General features: G+C 35.8%; 13 protein-coding genes and 1 tRNA gene. 12 read left to right on the forward strand and 2 right to left on the reverse strand.

Annotated elements, in window-relative coordinates:
* Positions 1-37 precede the first annotated feature (37 nt).
* The 12 genes from tuf (at position 38) to ACNRYB_RS09840 (ending at position 14382) form a co-directional block, all read left to right on the forward strand.
* Positions 38-1225, forward strand: coding sequence for an elongation factor Tu (gene tuf, locus ACNRYB_RS09785; protein WP_008466928.1), 1188 nt, complete (start codon positions 38-40; stop codon positions 1223-1225).
* Between the two features lie 55 nt (positions 1226-1280).
* Positions 1281-1351, forward strand: a tRNA-Trp gene (locus ACNRYB_RS09790).
* Positions 1352-1369: 18 nt separating this feature from the next.
* Complete coding sequence (secE, locus tag ACNRYB_RS09795; protein WP_008466927.1) at positions 1370-1567, forward strand: preprotein translocase subunit SecE; 198 nt, start codon at positions 1370-1372, stop codon at positions 1565-1567.
* A gap of 10 nt (positions 1568-1577) precedes the next feature.
* Positions 1578-2129: a transcription termination/antitermination protein NusG gene (gene nusG, locus ACNRYB_RS09800; protein ID WP_008466925.1), complete on the forward strand. Its 552-nt coding sequence runs from the start codon at positions 1578-1580 to the stop codon at positions 2127-2129.
* A gap of 67 nt (positions 2130-2196) precedes the next feature.
* Positions 2197-2634, forward strand: a complete 438-nt coding sequence (gene rplK, locus ACNRYB_RS09805) for a 50S ribosomal protein L11 (protein ID WP_008466923.1) — start codon at positions 2197-2199, stop codon at positions 2632-2634.
* 13 nt (positions 2635-2647) lie between these two features.
* Positions 2648-3337, forward strand: coding sequence for a 50S ribosomal protein L1 (gene rplA / locus ACNRYB_RS09810; protein WP_025572415.1), 690 nt, complete (start codon positions 2648-2650; stop codon positions 3335-3337).
* Between the two features lie 22 nt (positions 3338-3359).
* Positions 3360-3863 carry a 50S ribosomal protein L10 gene (gene rplJ, locus ACNRYB_RS09815; protein WP_091492767.1) on the forward strand — a complete coding sequence of 168 codons (504 nt, stop codon included), beginning with the start codon at positions 3360-3362 and terminating at the stop codon, positions 3861-3863.
* 92 nt (positions 3864-3955) lie between these two features.
* Positions 3956-4327 carry a 50S ribosomal protein L7/L12 gene (gene rplL / locus ACNRYB_RS09820; RefSeq protein WP_008466917.1) on the forward strand — a complete coding sequence of 124 codons (372 nt, stop codon included), beginning with the start codon at positions 3956-3958 and terminating at the stop codon, positions 4325-4327.
* A 266-nt stretch (positions 4328-4593) separates the two neighbouring features.
* Positions 4594-8406, forward strand: coding sequence for a DNA-directed RNA polymerase subunit beta (gene rpoB, locus ACNRYB_RS09825; RefSeq protein WP_091492769.1), 3813 nt, complete (start codon positions 4594-4596; stop codon positions 8404-8406).
* A 287-nt stretch (positions 8407-8693) separates the two neighbouring features.
* A complete protein-coding gene (rpoC, locus tag ACNRYB_RS09830) occupies positions 8694-13001 on the forward strand; it encodes a DNA-directed RNA polymerase subunit beta' (protein ID WP_473729947.1) in 4308 nt (1435 codons plus the stop codon).
* Positions 13002-13011: 10 nt separating this feature from the next.
* Complete coding sequence (locus tag ACNRYB_RS09835) at positions 13012-13323, forward strand: DUF3467 domain-containing protein (protein WP_012024017.1); 312 nt, start codon at positions 13012-13014, stop codon at positions 13321-13323.
* Positions 13324-13650: 327 nt separating this feature from the next.
* Entirely contained in the window at positions 13651-14382 is a 732-nt protein-coding gene (locus ACNRYB_RS09840) for a hypothetical protein (RefSeq protein WP_473729948.1), read from the forward strand.
* An 88-nt stretch (positions 14383-14470) separates the two neighbouring features.
* On the opposite strand, the gene ACNRYB_RS09845 is transcribed toward ACNRYB_RS09840, so the two are convergent.
* Positions 14471-16063, reverse strand: coding sequence for a peptide chain release factor 3 (locus ACNRYB_RS09845; RefSeq protein WP_008466910.1), 1593 nt, complete (start codon positions 16061-16063; stop codon positions 14471-14473).
* Between the two features lie 146 nt (positions 16064-16209).
* Complete coding sequence (locus tag ACNRYB_RS09850; RefSeq protein WP_473729949.1) at positions 16210-17652, reverse strand: alpha-amylase; 1443 nt, start codon at positions 17650-17652, stop codon at positions 16210-16212.
* Positions 17653-17727 lie beyond the last annotated feature (75 nt).

Here is a 17727-nt window from a genome sequence, read left to right on the forward strand (position 1 = left end):
AAAATTAATATATAACTAAGATTAAAAATTAAGTAAAATGGCAAAGGAGAATTTTAATCGTTCCAAACCGCACTTAAACATAGGTACAATTGGACACGTAGATCACGGAAAAACTACATTAACTGCTGCAATTACAAAAGTATTGTCAGATGCTGGTTACTGTCAAGCAAAATCGTTTGATCAAATCGATAACGCTCCAGAGGAGAAAGAAAGAGGTATTACTATCAATACATCTCACGTAGAGTACGAAACAGCTAACCGTCACTACGCTCACGTTGACTGTCCAGGTCACGCGGATTACGTAAAGAACATGGTTACTGGAGCTGCTCAAATGGACGGAGCTATCTTAGTAGTTGCTGCTACAGATGGTCCAATGCCACAAACTCGTGAGCACATCCTTTTAGGACGTCAGGTTGGTATTCCAAGAATCGTTGTTTTCATGAACAAAGTGGATATGGTTGATGATGCTGAGTTATTAGAGCTTGTTGAAATGGAAATTAGAGATTTATTATCTTTCTACGAGTATGATGGAGATAATGGTCCTGTAGTTCAAGGTTCTGCTTTAGGAGGATTAAACAATGATCCAAACTGGGTACCTAAAATTATCGAATTAATGGAAGCTGTTGACAACTGGATCGAAGAGCCAGTACGTGACGTAGCTAAACCATTCTTGATGCCAGTTGAGGACGTATTTACAATTACAGGTCGTGGAACTGTTGCTACAGGTCGTATCGAAACTGGAGTTGCTAACACTGGAGATCCTGTTGAGATCATCGGTATGGGAGCTGAAAAATTAACTTCTACTATTACAGGAGTTGAGATGTTCCGTAAAATCCTTGATAGAGGTGAAGCTGGAGATAACGTAGGTTTATTGTTAAGAGGTATTGATAAATCAGACATCAAAAGAGGTATGGTTATCATTAAGCCAGGTTCAGTAAAACCACACTCTAAATTCAAAGCTGAGGTTTATATCTTGAAAAAAGAAGAAGGTGGACGTCACACTCCATTCCACAATAACTACCGTCCACAGTTCTACGTACGTACAACTGACGTAACAGGAGTTATTACTTTACCAGCAGGTGTAGAGATGGTAATGCCAGGTGATAACTTAACTATTGAGGTTGCTTTATTAAGCCCAATCGCTATGAACGTAGGTTTACGTTTCGCTATCCGTGAAGGTGGTAGAACAGTTGGTGCTGGTCAGGTTACTGAAATCGTAGAGTAATTCTATAAAAATAAATAAAAAGCCAGTGATTATTTTTTAATCACTGGCTTTAATTACGGGCGTAGTTCAAGGGTAGAATAGCGGTCTCCAAAACCGTTGATGGGGGTTCGAATCCCTCCGCCCGTGCAATAAAAAATATATCAAATGACAAAAGTTACTAATTATTTATCAGAGGCTTTCGAAGAGTTAAAGTCAAATGTTACTTGGCCAGCTTGGGCTGAAGTACAAAAATTGACAATTGTTGTAGCTGTATTTTCGATTTTATTCGCTTTGGCAACTTGGGGAGTAGACGAATTTTTTGCAAAAGCTTTGGCTGGATTTTTTAACTGGTTAAAAGGATAATTTTTTTGTGATGGCAGATAATAATGTGAAAAAATGGTACGTAGTTAGAGCGGTTAGTGGTCAAGAAAATAAAGTGAAAGCTTATATCGAGACTGAGATTGCGAGATTAGGTATGGAGGATTATGTTTCTCAGGTTTTAGTTCCTACTGAAAAAGTGGTTACTGTAAAAGATGGGAAAAAATCATCTAAGGATAAAGTGTATTTTCCTGGATATGTTATGATCGAAGCTAACTTAGTTGGTGAGATTCCTCATATTATTAAGTCAATTACTAGTGTTATTGGATTTTTAGGAGAAACTAAGGGCGGAGAACCTGTTCCTTTGAGACTTTCTGAAGTAAACCGTATGTTAGGAAAAGTGGATGAATTGGCTGTTAATACAGACACTCGTTCTATTCCATTTAGTGTTGGTGAAACGGTTAAGGTTATTGATGGACCTTTCAATGGATTTAATGGATCTGTTGAGAAAATCAATGAAGAGAAGCGTAAGCTTGAGGTAATGGTTAAGATTTTCGGTAGAAAAACTCCATTGGAATTAAGTTTTATGCAAGTAGAAAAAGTATAATTTTTTGTTACACTATAATAAACCATTGTAATCGCTTCCATAGATTACAGTGTTAAATTTTTTAAAAATGGCTAAAGAAATTAGTAAGGTAGTTAAACTACAAGTTAAGGGAGGTGCTGCGAACCCGTCGCCACCGGTTGGACCTGCTTTAGGAGCTGCTGGGGTTAACATCATGGAGTTCTGTAAGCAATTTAATGCTAGAACTCAGGATAAACCTGGCAAAATTTGTCCAGTGCAAATCACTGTGTACAAAGACAAATCATTTGATTTTGTTGTTAAGACTCCTCCAGCAGCAGTTCAGTTAATGGAAGCTGCGAAGCTAAAATCTGGTTCTGGTGAGCCTAATCGTAAAAAAGTAGCTAGCGTTACTTGGGAACAAATTAGAACTATTGCTGAAGACAAAATGCCGGACTTAAATGCTTTCACAATTGAGAAAGCTATGAGTATGGTTGCTGGAACAGCTAGATCTATGGGTATAACTGTATCAGGAGATGCTCCTTTTTAATTAAGAAAAAGAAATGGCAAAATTAACAAAAAAGCAAAAAGAGGCTGCTTCAAAAATTGAAAAGAACAAATTATACTCTTTAAAAGATGCTGCTGCATTAATTAAAGTTGTTGCTTCTGCAAAATTTGATGAGTCTGTTGATATCGCAGTTCGTTTGGGTGTTGATCCAAGAAAAGCGAATCAAATGGTTAGAGGTGTAGTTACTTTACCTCACGGAACAGGAAAAGACGTTAAAGTATTAGCATTGGTTACTCCAGACAAAGAAGCGGAAGCTAGAGAAGCAGGAGCAGATCACGTTGGTCTTGACGATTACTTACAAAAAATTAAAGACGGTTGGACAGATGTTGATGTGATTATTACTATGCCTGCTGTTATGGGTAAATTAGGTCCATTAGGTCGTATTTTAGGACCTAGAGGTTTAATGCCAAACCCTAAAACAGGTACTGTAACTATGGATGTTGCTAAAGCTGTTCAAGAAGTTAAAGCTGGTAAAATTGACTTTAAAGTTGATAAAACTGGTATCGTACACGCAGGAATCGGTAAAGTTTCTTTTGGAGCTGAGCAGATTGTTGACAACGCACACGAAATTATTCAAACATTAATAAAACTTAAACCAACTGCTGCTAAAGGTACATACATCAAAGGTATTCACCTTACAAGCACAATGAGTCCTGCTATCGCATTAGACCCAAAAGCAGTATAATTGGTAGTTAAAAATTTTTAGTATGACTAGAGAAGAAAAATCAATCGCGATTGAAAATTTAACTGCGCAGTTAGCTGGTACAAATATCATTTACATTTCTGATATTTCTGGTTTAAACGCAGAGACAACTTCAAACTTACGTAGAGCTTGTTTCAAAGCAGGTATCAAATTAGAAGTTGTAAAGAACACTTTGCTTGCAAAAGCAATGGAAGCTTCTGATAATGATTATGGTGATTTACCTACAGTTTTATCAGGTAACAGTGCTATTTTTATTTCTGATGTTGCTAACGCACCTGGAAAAATTATCAAAGATTTCCGTAAGAAATCTGATAAACCAGTTTTAAAAGGAGCTTACATCAATTCTGAAGTATACATTGGAGATAATCAATTAGATGCATTAGCTACAATTAAATCTAAAGAAGAGCTTATCGGAGAAATCATTGGATTATTACAATCTCCAGCTCAAAGAATTATTTCTGCTTTACAAAACAAATTCGCAGGAAGCGAAGAAGAAGGAGCAGAGTAATTATAAATGTAAGGAAGAGTACTTTCTTACTGCTTAATTAGCGCACAATAAATAAATTATATTTTTACAAATCATTTTAAACGATAGAAAAAATGGCAGATTTGAAACAATTCGCAGAACAATTAGTTAACTTAACAGTTAAAGAAGTTAACGAATTAGCAACAATATTAAAAGATGAGTACGGAATCGAGCCTGCTGCTGCTGCTGTAGTAGTTGCTGCTGGTGGAGGAGACGGTGCTGCTGAAGAAGCACAAACTGAATTTACAGTTGTATTGAAAGATGCAGGAGCTTCTAAATTAGCTGTTGTAAAATTAGTTAAAGAATTAACTGGTTTAGGTCTTAAAGAAGCTAAAGATGTAGTTGACGGTGCACCAAGCAACGTTAAAGAAGGTGTTTCTAAAGAAGAGGCTGAAGGTCTTAAAAAATCTTTAGAAGAGGCTGGAGCTACTGTTGAGCTTAAATAATTAAACTCAGTTTAAGAACTAGGTTTAGGTCTTGAGTTAACACTCAAAGGCCTAAACCATTTTTCGTATAATAAAATATATCAATTTTATTATCCCATAGTTTAAAATACGAAAAAGTTTTTGATCAATACGAAGAAAGAAAATTAGACTTAATTTATAGAACTAATTTTTAAAGATGTATTGATTATAATAAGAAAGTATAGATTAAACAATGTGTATTTACACAAAAATAAATTACTTTTTTTTAATCAAAATTTTGTCCATTGATGATAACAAATCAGACTGAAAGATTGAATTTTGCCTCTACAAAAAATATCCCTGACTATCCAGACTTTTTGGATGTTCAGGTTAAATCTTTTAAAGATTTCTTTCAATTAGAAACGAAATCTGACGAAAGAGGCAACGAAGGGTTATACAATACCTTCATGGAAAACTTCCCAATTACAGATACAAGAAATAACTTTGTATTGGAATTCCTAGATTATTTTGTTGATCCGCCACGTTATACAATTCAAGAATGTATAGAGAGAGGTCTTACTTATAGTGTGCCTTTAAAAGCTAGGTTAAAACTATACTGTACAGATCCAGAACACGAAGATTTTGAAACTATTGTACAAGATGTTTATCTTGGAACAATTCCTTACATGACTCCTAGTGGTACTTTTGTTATTAATGGTGCCGAGCGTGTTGTAGTATCTCAATTACACCGTTCTCCAGGGGTTTTCTTTGGACAGTCATTCCACGCAAATGGAACTAAACTTTATTCTGCGAGAGTAATTCCTTTTAAAGGATCTTGGATAGAATTCTCTACTGATATTAACAGCGTAATGTACGCGTATATCGATAGAAAGAAAAAATTACCTGTAACAACTTTATTCCGTGCTATCGGTTTCGAAAGAGATAAGGATATCCTTGAAATTTTCGACTTAGCTGAAGAAATTAAAGTATCTAAAACAGGAATTAAGAAATATATTGGAAGAAGACTTGCTGCACGTGTTTTGAATACATGGCATGAGGATTTCGTAGATGAAGATACTGGAGAGGTAGTTTCTATCGAGCGTAACGAAATCATCCTTGATCGTGATACTATTATCGACAAAGATAATGTTGAAGAGATCATTGATTCTAACGTAAAATCTATTTTGTTACACAAAGAGGATAACAATCAAGCAGATTATGCTATTATCCACAATACGTTACAAAAAGATCCAACTAACTCTGAAAAAGAAGCTGTAGAGCACATCTACCGTCAGTTGCGTAACGCTGAACCGCCTGATGAGGAAACTGCTCGTGGTATTATAGATAAATTGTTCTTCTCAGATCAACGTTATAACTTAGGTGAAGTTGGTCGTTATAGAATGAACAAGAAGTTAGATTTAGATATCCCTATGGATAAGCAAGTGCTTACTAAAGAGGATATCATTACAATCGTTAAATATTTGATCGAGTTGATCAACTCTAAAGCAGAGATTGATGATATTGATCACTTATCAAACCGTCGTGTTAGAACAGTTGGAGAACAATTGTCTCAACAATTCGGTGTTGGTTTAGCACGTATGGCTAGAACTATTCGTGAGAGAATGAACGTTAGAGATAATGAGGTGTTTACACCAATTGATTTGATTAATGCTAAAACATTATCATCAGTTATCAACTCTTTCTTTGGTACTAACCAGTTATCTCAATTTATGGACCAAACGAATCCATTAGCTGAGATTACACACAAAAGAAGACTTTCTGCACTTGGACCAGGTGGACTTTCGAGAGAGAGAGCTGGTTTCGAGGTTCGTGACGTTCACTATACTCACTATGGTCGTTTATGTCCGATTGAAACTCCTGAGGGACCAAACATTGGTTTGATTTCATCTCTTGGTGTTTATGCAAAAGTAAACGGAATGGGATTCATTGAAACTCCATATCGTAAAGTAACAGATGGTGTTGTTGATTTAGAAAGCGCGCCAATCTATTTAAGTGCTGAAGAAGAAGAAGGAAAAATGATTGCTCAGGCAAACATTGATATGGACGCTTCAGGTAAAATTACAGCTAGCAATGTTATTGCTCGTGAAGAGGGTGACTTCCCAGTTGTTGAACCAAGTTCAGTACATTATACAGACGTTGCTCCTAACCAGATCGCTTCGATTTCTGCATCTTTGATTCCTTTCTTGGAGCATGATGATGCGAACCGTGCGTTGATGGGATCAAACATGATGCGTCAGGCAGTTCCTTTGATCCGTCCTGAAGCACCGATTGTTGGTACAGGTTTAGAGCGTCAGGTAGCTTCTGACTCAAGAGTATTGATCAATGCTGAAGGGCATGGTACTGTTGAATACGTAGATGCTAACATCATTACTATTAAATACGATCGTACAGAAGACGAGAGAATGGTAAGTTTTGATGCTGATGAGAAAACGTACAACTTAATTAAATTTAGAAAAACCAATCAAGGTACAAGTATCAATTTGAAACCTATCGTAAGAAGAGGTGACAGAGTTGTTCCTGGACAAGTATTGTCTGAAGGATATGCTACTCAAAATGGAGAATTAGCTTTAGGTAGAAACTTAAAAGTTGCGTTCATGCCATGGAAAGGGTACAACTTCGAGGATGCGATTGTGATTTCTGAGAAAGTAGTTCGTGATGATATTTTTACTTCTATCCACGTTGATGATTATTCATTAGAGGTTAGAGATACTAAGTTAGGAAACGAAGAGTTAACAAACGATATTCCTAACGTTTCTGAAGAGGCTACTAAAGACTTAGATGAAAACGGTATGATCAGAATTGGAGCAGAGGTTAAACCTGGCGACATTTTGATCGGAAAAATTACACCAAAAGGAGAATCAGATCCTACTCCAGAGGAGAAATTGCTTCGCGCAATCTTCGGAGATAAAGCTGGTGATGTAAAAGATGCTTCATTAAAAGCTTCTCCATCTTTACATGGTGTAGTTCTTGACAAAAAATTATTTGCAAGAGCCGTAAAAGATAAACGTAAACGTACTCAAGATAAAGATGCTTTAGGCGCTTTAGAAATGGAGTTCGAAACTAAATTTGTTGAATTAAAAGACAGATTAGTAGAGAAATTATTCTTGATCGTTAACGGAAAAACGTCTCAAGGTGTAATGAATGATTTGGGTGAGGAAGTTTTACCAAAAGGTAAAAAATATACTCAAAAAATGCTTTACGCAGTAGAGGATTTTGCTCACTTAAGCAAAGGTCAGTGGGTTGCTGATGACGCTACTAATAAAATGGTTAATGATTTAATTCATAACTATAAAATTAAGCTGAACGACTTACAAGGAGCTTTAAGAAGAGAGAAATTTACTATTACAGTTGGAGATGAATTACCATCTGGAATCTTGAAATTGGCTAAAATCTATATCGCTAAAAAACGTAAGTTAAAAGTGGGTGATAAAATGGCGGGTCGTCACGGTAACAAAGGTATTGTTGCTAGAATCGTTCGCCATGAAGATATGCCTTTCTTAGAAGATGGAACACCAGTAGATATCGTATTGAATCCACTTGGGGTACCTTCACGTATGAACATTGGTCAGATTTATGAGACCGTATTAGGATGGGCTGGTATGAACTTGGGTAGAAAATTTGCTACTCCAATCTTCGACGGTGCTTCTCTAGACGAAATCAATGCTTTGACTGATGAAGCTGGAGTACCACGTTTCGGACATACTTACCTATATGATGGTGGTACTGGAGAGCGTTTCGCACAAAAAGCAACTGTGGGTGTAATTTACATGCTTAAATTAGGACACATGGTTGACGATAAGATGCACGCACGTTCTATTGGACCATACTCATTGATTACGCAACAGCCACTTGGAGGTAAAGCTCAATTTGGAGGTCAGCGTTTCGGAGAGATGGAGGTTTGGGCACTTGAGGCTTATGGAGCTTCTAGTACTCTACGTGAGATCTTAACTGTTAAGTCTGATGACGTTATTGGTAGAGCTAAAACTTACGAGGCTATCGTTAAGGGTGAAACTATGCCAGAACCAGGTTTACCAGAATCATTCAATGTATTAATGCACGAATTGAAAGGTCTAGGATTAGATCTTCGTTTGGAAGAATAAATAAAAGTTTTCAGTCGCAGTTTCAGTATTCAGTTAACGCTGAAAACTGAGACTGCTGACTATTACTAAATATTAAAGTTTTTAAGATTTATACCCGTAACCCGTTCCGATTTTTTATAATAATGCAGGGCATTTTATAACTAGCACCTCAAATAAGAGTTTGAGGTTTAGAGAAGTAAACCGAGGTAAGCGCGATGATTTAACTCTTTTGAAAGCAATTTTTGAAAGATGGAGATTATGAAAATCTAAAATCAATTTTTAACAGCAGTAAATCAATAGTAAAAACTATGATGAATAATAGAAACAATAAAGATAAGAATCCAGTAAAAAGATTTAACAAAATCTCTATTGGATTGGCTTCACCAGAATCTATCTTGAAAGAATCAAGAGGAGAGGTTTTAAAGCCAGAAACAATCAACTATAGAACTCACAAACCAGAGCGTGACGGACTTTTCTGCGAAAGAATCTTTGGACCAGTAAAAGATTTCGAGTGTGCTTGTGGTAAGTATAAAAGAATTCGTTACAAAGGTATCATCTGTGACCGTTGTGGTGTTGAAGTTACTGAGAAAAAAGTACGTCGTGATAGAGTAGGACACATCAACCTTGTTGTGCCAATTGCTCATATCTGGTACTTCCGTTCTCTTCCAAACAAAATTGGTTATATCCTTGGTCTTCCATCTAAGAAATTAGATATGATTATTTACTACGAAAGATACGTAGTAATTCAGCCAGGTATCGCTAAAAATGCAGATGGAGAATCATTACAAAGATTAGATTTCTTAACTGAAGAGGAATACTTAAACATTTTAGATACTCTTCCGCAAGAAAACCAATATTTAGACGATTTAGATCCTAATAAATTTGTTGCCAAAATGGGAGCAGAGTGTATTATGGATTTATTGGCTCGTATTGACCTAGATGCTTTATCTTATGAATTAAGACACAGTGCTAACAACGAGACTTCTAAACAAAGAAAAACTGAGGCTTTAAAAAGATTGCAAGTTGTTGAGTCTTTCCGTGAGTCTAACGAAAACCGCGAAAACCGTCCAGAATGGATGATTATGAAAGTGGTTCCAGTTATTCCACCAGAATTACGTCCGCTTGTGCCACTTGATGGAGGTCGTTTTGCAACTTCAGATTTGAACGACTTATACCGTCGTGTAATCATCCGTAACAACCGTTTAAAAAGATTAATGGAGATTAAAGCTCCAGAAGTTATCTTAAGAAACGAAAAACGTATGTTGCAAGAATCTGTAGATTCATTGTTCGATAACACTCGTAAAGCTTCTGCTGTTAAAACAGAATCAAACAGACCATTAAAATCATTATCTGACTCATTAAAAGGTAAACAAGGACGTTTCCGTCAAAACCTTTTAGGAAAACGTGTGGATTATTCTGCTCGTTCGGTAATTGTCGTTGGTCCAGAGTTGAAATTATATGAGTGCGGATTGCCAAAAGATATGGCTTCTGAGTTATACAAACCTTTCGTTATTCGTAAATTAATCGAAAGAGGTATTGTAAAAACAGTAAAATCTGCTAAGAAAATCATTGATAAGAAAGAGCCTGTAGTTTGGGATATCCTTGAAAACGTAATTAAAGGTCACCCAGTATTACTGAACCGTGCTCCTACTTTGCACAGACTTGGTATTCAGGCTTTCCAGCCAAAATTAATTGAAGGAAAAGCAATCCAGTTACACCCATTAGTATGTACGGCTTTCAACGCCGATTTCGATGGTGACCAGATGGCGGTTCACTTACCGTTAGGACCAGAAGCTATTTTAGAGGCGCAATTATTAATGTTGGCTTCTCACAATATCTTGAACCCTGCAAATGGTGCTCCAATTACTGTACCTTCTCAGGACATGGTCTTGGGTCTATACTATATGACCAAAGAGCGTATTTCTACAGAAGATCACAAAATTATCGGTCAGGACTTAACTTTCTATTCTGCTGAAGAAGTAAATATTGCATTAAACGAAGGAAGATTAGAATTGAATGCTCGTGTAAAAATTAGAGCAAAAGATTTTAATGATAACGGAGAGTTAGTGTACAAAATCATCCAGACAACTGCTGGACGTGTATTATTTAACGAAGTAGTACCAGAAGCAGCTGGATATATCAATGACGTATTGACTAAGAAAAACCTTAGAGATATTATCGGACACATTTTAAGTGTGACTGATGTACCTACAACGGCAGCTTTCTTGGATAATATGAAAGATATGGGGTATAAATTCGCATTTAGAGGAGGTTTATCATTCTCTTTAGGTGATATTAGAATTCCAGAACAAAAAACTAAGTTAATTGCAGATGCCAGAGAGCAAGTTGAAGGAATCTCAACTAACTATAACATGGGTCTTATCACAAATAACGAACGTTACAACCAAGTTATTGACGTATGGACTTCAGCAAATGCTCAGTTAACAGAGTTAGCAATGAAAAATATTAGAGAAGACCAACAAGGTTTCAACTCTGTATATATGATGCTTGACTCTGGAGCGAGGGGTTCTAAGGAGCAGATTCGTCAGTTAACTGGTATGCGTGGTTTGATGGCTAAGCCTAAAAAATCTACTGCTGGTGGTGGTGAGATTATTGAAAACCCGATTCTTTCTAACTTTAAGGAAGGTCTTTCGATCCTTGAGTACTTCATTTCTACTCACGGTGCTCGTAAAGGTCTTGCGGATACGGCTCTTAAAACGGCCGATGCTGGTTACTTGACAAGAAGGCTTCATGACGTTTCTCAAGATGTTATTGTTAACATCGAGGATTGTGGAACTTTAAGAGGTGTTGAAGTTGCTGCCTTGAAGAAAAATGAGGAAATCGTTGAATCTTTAGGTGAGAGAATTTTAGGACGTGTTGCATTACAAGACGTTATCAACCCTCTTACTAATGAGATCATGGTTAGATCTGGAGAACAAATTACAGAATCAATTGTTAAGACTATCGAAGCGTCTCCAATTGAGAAAGTTGAAGTTAGATCTCCATTAACTTGTGAAGCTTTAAAAGGTATTTGTGCGAAATGTTACGGTAGAAACTTAGCTACTGGTAAGATGACACAAAGAGGTGAAGCTGTCGGAGTTATTGCAGCTCAGTCTATTGGAGAGCCAGGTACACAGTTGACACTTCGTACGTTCCACGTTGGAGGGGTTGCTGGAGGTATCTCTGAAGAGTCTAGTATTGTTACAAGATTCAATGGTAGACTTGAAATCGAAGATTTAAAAACAGTTAAAGGTGAGGATAGTGAAGGTAACGAAGTTGATATCGTTGTATCACGTTCTACTGAGTTGAAATTAATTGACGAGGGAACTGGAATTGTTTTAAATACGCATAACATCCCTTATGGATCTAGTATTTTTGTAAATGACGGTGACGTTGTTACTAAAGGAACTGTAATCTGTAAATGGGATCCATATAATGGTGTAATTGTTTCTGAATTTACTGGTAAGATTGCTTATGAAGATTTAGAACAAGGACAATCATACATGGTTGAGATCGATGAGCAGACTGGTTTCCAAGAAAAAGTAATTTCTGAGGCTAGAAACAAAAAATTAATTCCAACTTTATTAGTTTATGGTAAAGAAGGTGAATTAATTCGTTCATACAACTTACCAGTAGGTGCACACTTAATGGTTGAGAATGGTGAGAAAATTAAAGCAGGTAAAGTATTAGTAAAAATTCCACGTCGTTCTTCTAAAGCGGGTGATATCACGGGAGGTTTACCAAGAATTACCGAGCTTCTTGAGGCTCGTAACCCTTCAAACCCAGCAGTTGTATCTGAAATTGATGGTGTTGTATCATTCGGTAAAATTAAGAGAGGTAACCGTGAGATCGTTATCGAGTCTAAATTTGGTGAGGTTAAAAAGTATCTAGTGAAACTTTCAAGCCAAATCTTAGTACAAGAAAATGACTTCGTAAGAGCGGGAGTCCCATTGTCTGATGGTGCAATTACACCAGATGATATCTTAAGAATTCAAGGTCCGGCTGCTGTTCAACAGTACTTGGTAAATGAAATTCAAGAGGTTTACCGTTTACAAGGGGTAAAAATCAATGACAAACACTTCGAGGTTGTAATTCGTCAAATGATGCGTAAAGTTAAAGTTGAAGATCCAGGAGATACTCTATTCTTAGAAGATCAATTGATCCACACTAAAGACTTTATCATTCAAAACGATAAATTATACGGAATGAAAGTGGTAGAAGATGCTGGAGATTCTTCAGTATTGAAACCGGGTCAGATCATCTCTCCTCGTGAGTTACGTGACGAAAATTCATTATTGAAACGTACAGATAAAAATCTTGTTGTAGCAAGAGATGTGATCACTGCAACTGCAACGCCAGTTCTACAAGGTATTACAAGAGCTTCGTTGCAAACTAAATCATTCATTTCTGCGGCTTCATTCCAGGAGACAACGAAAGTACTTAACGAAGCTGCAGTAGCTGGTAAAGTAGATGATCTAGAAGGATTAAAAGAAAATGTAATTGTTGGACACAGAATTCCTGCGGGAACTGGTATGAGAGAATACGATAACACTATCGTAGGATCTAAAGACGATTACAACGAAATGATGGCTAATAAAGAAGAATACATTTATTAATTAGGAAACTATGAGTAATCCGAAACAACAACAAGAGCAAATTAACATTGAGTTAGACGAAACTATTGCAGAAGGAATTTATTCTAATCTAGCAATTATTAATCACTCATCATCTGAGTTTGTTTTAGATTTTGTGAGTATTATGCCAGGTATTCCTAAAGCCAAGGTAAAGTCAAGAATTGTCTTGACACCACAACATGCTAAGAGATTATTGAGAGCAATAGGTGAAAACATCCACAGATTTGAGGCCGCTCATGGCGAAATCAAAGAAACGGAACAAGCACCAATTCCACTTAATTTTGGTCCAGCTGGACAAGCATAAATTTTAAAGCCCCTTGTAAAAGGGGCTTTTTTTTTGCAATACAGAACAAAGAATGCAGTTTGTCGAATATAATTTACTTTAGTCGACAAAGTTTCTTTTTAGCTAAGTGTTTTATTAACTTGGTGTTGCCTAAAAAAGATTGAATTTTGAAATATAATGACTTAGTAAAAGGTTGATTTAATTCAAATTATAAAAAAGCGCTAATTTAATATTAGCGCTTTTTTTATTCTAAAATTTTTTTCATTCTTCCCAACCTTTGGATGCAAAATGTACTCTATATAAGTAAATAGTCTCTTACAGATTTTTTTAACTTAAAAAGATATGTCCATGAAAAAGAAATTCACCTTAGAAATAGCAAGTCCATGTTCTGAAAATTTCGATAAAATGATTCCAAATGAAAGAGGTTCATTTTGTAGTTCCTGCATGAAAAATGTAATTGATTTAAGTAAAAAGACGAATTCTGAAGTTGCTAAATTCATTGCTGAAAATAAAGATCAATCGATTTGTGCCAGATTAAAAACAACTCAGTTGGCAGAAGAATTTCACTTTAATGAAACGTCAAAAATCAATAACTTAAAATATGCAGCTGTGGCGGCGTCAATTTTGTTAGCATCAAATGTAACCGCACAAGAAAAAAATACAGCAAAAACTGAGATTAGGGTTCCAGATCCAGTAGGTTATACAGTTGGAAAAGTTGCTTATGTTCAAAACACAGAAGAACAATCAATTTTTATAAAAGGAAAATTACTTGATGCCAAAACAAATAAACCTTTCGATAAAAAAATATATCAAAATCTAGCTATTTCTATTAATGGTTCAAAGAGTAATATAAAAATGAGTTCAAAAACAGGTGAGTTTTTAATTCCGATATTAATTGCGAAGGATTCTAAAGCATTTGAAGTCACAATCACGGCCAATGATTATTATCTTTCGAAAACAATTCCTTTTAATATGAGTTTAGTGAAAGATAATGTATTACAGCAAAATATAATTATTTCAGCTGATGAACTTACTAAAATCTATATTGCGGGCGGATTAGGAATTAATTATACACGATAATCATCAAATTTACATATTGGGGAATGTAAATGAAAAAGGCTGTCTAAATAAATTGACAGCCTTTTATGTTTTAATCTAAAGTGAATTATTAATCAAACTCAGATGTAAAGTACAATTTAACAGTTGGATATTTACTTTGCGTCATTTGAATAGTAAAATCAGAATCAGCTAAGAATACTAATTGTCCGTATTTATCATGAGCCAAGAATTTTTGTTTAATACGTTTAAACTCTTTAAATTCCTCATTTTTAGCGTCATCAGGTTTAACCCAGCAAGCTTTATGCACTGGGAAGTTTTCGTAAGTACATTTAGCTCCATATTCATGCTCTAAACGATATTGAATAACCTCATATTGAAGCGCTCCAACCGTTCCGATAACTTTACGATTGTTCATTTCTAAAGTAAACAACTGAGCAACTCCTTCATCCATTAACTGGTCAACTCCTTTTTCCAATTGCTTCGCTTTCATTGGATCAGCATTATTGATGTACCTAAAATGCTCTGGAGAGAAACTCGGAATTCCTTTAAAACTCATGATTTCTCCTTCTGTTAAAGTGTCTCCAATTTTAAAGTTTCCGGTATCGTGTAAGCCCACAATATCACCAGGATATGAAATGTCTACAATTTCTTTTTTCTCAGCAAAAAATGCATTTGGACTAGAGAATTTTAGATTTTTCTTTTGGCGAACGTGGTAGTAAGGTTTATTTCTTTCGAAAGTTCCAGAAACGATTTTGATGAACGCTAAACGGTCACGGTGTTTTGGATCCATGTTAGCGTGGATTTTGAAAACAAATCCAGTCATCTTCTCTTCTGTAGGTTCAACTGTACGAGTTTCAGAATCTTTTGCTCTTGGAGAAGGAGCGATTGTAATGAAACAGTCTAATAGTTCACGAACTCCGAAGTTATTCAAAGCAGAACCAAAGAATACTGGTTGAATTTTTCCATCTAAATAATCTTGGCGCTCAAATTTTGGATAAACTTCATCAATCAGTTCTAATTCTTCACGAAGTTTATTAGCCGCTTTTTCTCCTACAATTTTATCTAGTTCTGGATTGTTTTGAACATCAGAAAAAGCAATGGTTTCTTCAATGTTTTTACGGCTGTCTCCACTGAAAAGGTTAATGTTTTCTTCCCATAAGTTGTAGATTCCCTGGAAATCATAACCCATTCCGATAGGGAAACTTAACGGTGTGACTTTTAATCCTAATTTTTGTTCAACTTCATCCATTAGATCGAAAGCATCTTTACCTTCACGGTCTAATTTATTGATGAAAACAATCATTGGAATGTTACGCATTCTACAAACAGCAACCAGTTTTTCTGTTTGCTCCTCAACCCCTTTTGCAACGTCAATTACAACAATTACACTATCAACAGCGGTTAAAGTTCTAAAGGTGTCTTCTGCAAAATCCTTGTGTCCGGGAGTATCAAGGATATTGATTTTTTTATCTTTATAATTAAAAGCAAGCACAGAAGTCGAAACCGAGATACCTCTCTGACGCTCGATTTCCATAAAGTCACTCGTTGCTCCTTTTTTAATTTTGTTATTTTTTACCGCTCCAGCTTCCTGAATAGCACCTCCAAACAACAGTAATTTTTCAGTTAAAGTTGTTTTACCGGCATCAGGGTGCGAGATAATTCCAAATGTTCTTCTGCGTTGTATTTCTTTTAAAAAGCTCATATTTCGTATAAATAGGTTGCAAAAGTACTATTAAATACGGCTTTATGAAAATATTCAGTTCGTAAATTTGGAAGTCTTTATTATTAAAAGGTTTTTTTAGAAAAAAATAAGGCTGTTTTGCAACAGCCTTAAATAGTCATTTTAAATTACTGATTAATTGACCAAATTGAATATCCTTTTGGAGGACATTGTATTTTTACCCATTTATCGGCTTGAGTTGTCGGATACCAAGATGAGTTTCCTGTGAAATCTTTAATTTGAGTATTAGCCCAATTCGTTTGAATCCATCTTTCTTGCCATACGTCTGAGTTGTTGATGTAAACTACCAATCCAGGATTTCCGTTGTAACCATTTCTTCTTGCCACATATTCGTCATTGTCAGAATATAAGATAGAAGTTGTTCCCGTTGCTTTATTATTGTGAATCCAAATCAAGTTATTCAGTTTGTTTTTGTCCAGCCATTCTTCATAATCTCTATAGAAAATTGTTGGATAACCTTCATGAGTTAATATATATGAGTAAGCTAACATTTTGCTCCAAATTTCGTCAGTATCATGATTGGTTACAAAAGTCACTGCTTTGTAAGGATTGCGTTTCCACATCATATCATCATTCAAAAGAGCAAGATTGTTTCCATCAAAAGCATCATTCATTTTGTAATAGCAAGCAAAATCAAATACAGAACTATTGGCGGCGTTTGCCCAATCATTCAAGACATTTACATTTGAATCCCACAATTCTCCAACAGAAAATCCGCCAACATTGGCATTCCATGAATTTACAACCCATGCACCAAAACCTTTTACATAGTCAAATCTCCAGCCATCAAATTTCATAGTGTTTTTATAATATTTACCAACTCCGTCAGTGCGTAGCCACAGCCAGTTTTGCACATTTGGCGCAGCATGGCATAAATCTGGAAATCCTCCAAAAGATCCTTCGTCATTATTTCCGTAGCTGTTTTTATAAAAATCATTATAGTTACGAGGAAATTTACCCGAAGCAACACCTGTAAAATTAGTCCACGTATTTGTTCCTGTAAAAGGATTTGCCTCAGATTGTCCGCCACTGTTATGGTTGATTACGATATCTGCGTAAACTTTGATATTTTCGTTGTGAGCAGCCGTAATTAAATTTACTAATTCAGTTTTTGATCCAAATCTGGTTTCAATGCTTCCGTTCTGATTGTAATCTCCAAAATCAAAGTAATCTGTTGGATCATATCCCATAGAAAAAGCTCCGTTTTGTGCTTTTGAAGCAGGCGGAAGCCAAATAGAGCCAATTCCAGCGTTACCCCATGCGGTTACTTTGCTGCTTACGGTATTCCACCAAGTTCCCCCAGAAGGAACGTCCCAGTAGAAAGCTTGCATCATAACACCTCCACCTGGATTGTCAACATATTTTCCTGTTGAAGAAGAACTGGAAATTCCTGTGCTAAAAGGTTTTCCGTCATGATGCGTAACATCAATAATTTTGAAATTTTGGCTTTCAGCTTTTGAATCAGTTTCACTCATTTCGTTCTGCGAACACGAAAATAGCAGTCCAGTAAATGCCGTAATAACGCATAATTTTAAAATAGGTTTTTTCATAATAGATGTGGTTAAGTTAAATAGTGAGTTTTGTAATTGTCAAAATCAAGCTTTAAAAAAGCAGATATTTTCATT

The sequence above is a fragment of the Flavobacterium sp. CR10 genome (assembly GCF_055814415.1).

Coding starts and splice junctions, on each gene's coding strand:
- tuf (WP_008466928.1), top strand. CDS start 38: ATGGCAAAGGAGAATTTTAATCGTTCCAAACCGCACTTAAACATAGGT.
- secE (WP_008466927.1), top strand. CDS start 1,370: ATGACAAAAGTTACTAATTATTTATCAGAGGCTTTCGAAGAGTTAAAG.
- nusG (WP_008466925.1), top strand. CDS start 1,578: ATGGCAGATAATAATGTGAAAAAATGGTACGTAGTTAGAGCGGTTAGT.
- rplK (WP_008466923.1), top strand. CDS start 2,197: ATGGCTAAAGAAATTAGTAAGGTAGTTAAACTACAAGTTAAGGGAGGT.
- rplA (WP_025572415.1), top strand. CDS start 2,648: ATGGCAAAATTAACAAAAAAGCAAAAAGAGGCTGCTTCAAAAATTGAA.
- rplJ (WP_091492767.1), top strand. CDS start 3,360: ATGACTAGAGAAGAAAAATCAATCGCGATTGAAAATTTAACTGCGCAG.
- rplL (WP_008466917.1), top strand. CDS start 3,956: ATGGCAGATTTGAAACAATTCGCAGAACAATTAGTTAACTTAACAGTT.
- rpoB (WP_091492769.1), top strand. CDS start 4,594: ATGATAACAAATCAGACTGAAAGATTGAATTTTGCCTCTACAAAAAAT.
- rpoC (WP_473729947.1), top strand. CDS start 8,694: ATGATGAATAATAGAAACAATAAAGATAAGAATCCAGTAAAAAGATTT.
- ACNRYB_RS09835 (WP_012024017.1), top strand. CDS start 13,012: ATGAGTAATCCGAAACAACAACAAGAGCAAATTAACATTGAGTTAGAC.
- ACNRYB_RS09840 (WP_473729948.1), top strand. CDS start 13,651: ATGAAAAAGAAATTCACCTTAGAAATAGCAAGTCCATGTTCTGAAAAT.
- ACNRYB_RS09845 (WP_008466910.1), bottom strand. CDS start 16,063: ATGAGCTTTTTAAAAGAAATACAACGCAGAAGAACATTTGGAATTATC.
- ACNRYB_RS09850 (WP_473729949.1), bottom strand. CDS start 17,652: ATGAAAAAACCTATTTTAAAATTATGCGTTATTACGGCATTTACTGGA.